The sequence below is a fragment of the Teredinibacter waterburyi genome (assembly GCF_001922985.1).
Classification (GTDB): domain Bacteria; phylum Pseudomonadota; class Gammaproteobacteria; order Pseudomonadales; family Cellvibrionaceae; genus Teredinibacter; species Teredinibacter waterburyi.
The window spans coordinates 1-787 of sequence record NZ_MRUH01000127.1; the positions used below are offsets into that span (position 1 = coordinate 1).

Here is a 787-nt window from a genome sequence, read left to right on the forward strand (position 1 = left end):
CGGCGTTAGAGGCCAGAAGGAAATGAGAACATACTATTTATTGTTAATTGTCTTATTCAGTTGTTTGGCTTCGGCTAACGAAGAGATCCCGAGCTTGGAAATTAATGAAATTTCGAAAGGTGTCTTTCTACATAAATCGTATGGTTTAGTGGATGGCTGGGGATTAGTAAGTTCAAATGGCCTCGTTGTTGTTAATAACCGGAAAGCCTTTATTGTTGATACTCCCTGGTCTGAGCAGGATACTGAAAAGCTTGTAAATTGGATTCGATTAAGAAATTATAGATTGTTGGGTAGTATTTCCACTCATTCACACGAAGATCGGACCGCGGGTATAAGATGGCTAAATGGTCAATCAATAGCTACGTACGCAACCGAATTAACTAACAGTATTTTATTGGAAGAAGGTAAGGAGCAAGCAAAACATTCATTAAAGGGTAATGACGTTGAATTAGCAAATGGTTTGCTTGAAGTTTTTTATCCTGGAGGTGGCCATACCATTGATAACGTAGTCGTATGGTTGCCTAGGTCAAATATATTATTTGGTGGCTGCTTTGTTCGCAGTCTTGAATCCAAGGGGCTAGGTTATACTGGTGAAGCACATATCGATCAGTGGGCTATATCAGCTGAGAACACAATTTCTAAGTACCCCAAAGCTAAAACAGTGATTCCTGGCCATGGAGAAATTGGTAATATTGAGTTGTTAAAACATACTAAGTTTCTGGCGGAAAAAGCCTCTAACAAAACAATCCAGCCGACCGCTGAAGCGTCGGCTGATTGAGGCGTTATG

1 protein-coding gene is annotated in these 787 nt (G+C 40.3%); it reads left to right on the plus strand.

The genetic code is table 11. The features are described from left to right. Window positions 1-22: 22 nt before the first annotated feature. On the plus strand, window positions 23-778 hold the full coding sequence (blaDIM, locus tag IDZ20_RS10820) for a DIM/SIM/IMP family subclass B1 metallo-beta-lactamase (RefSeq protein WP_188151452.1): 756 nt from the start codon (window positions 23-25) through the stop codon (window positions 776-778). Window positions 779-787: the final 9 nt, after the last annotated feature.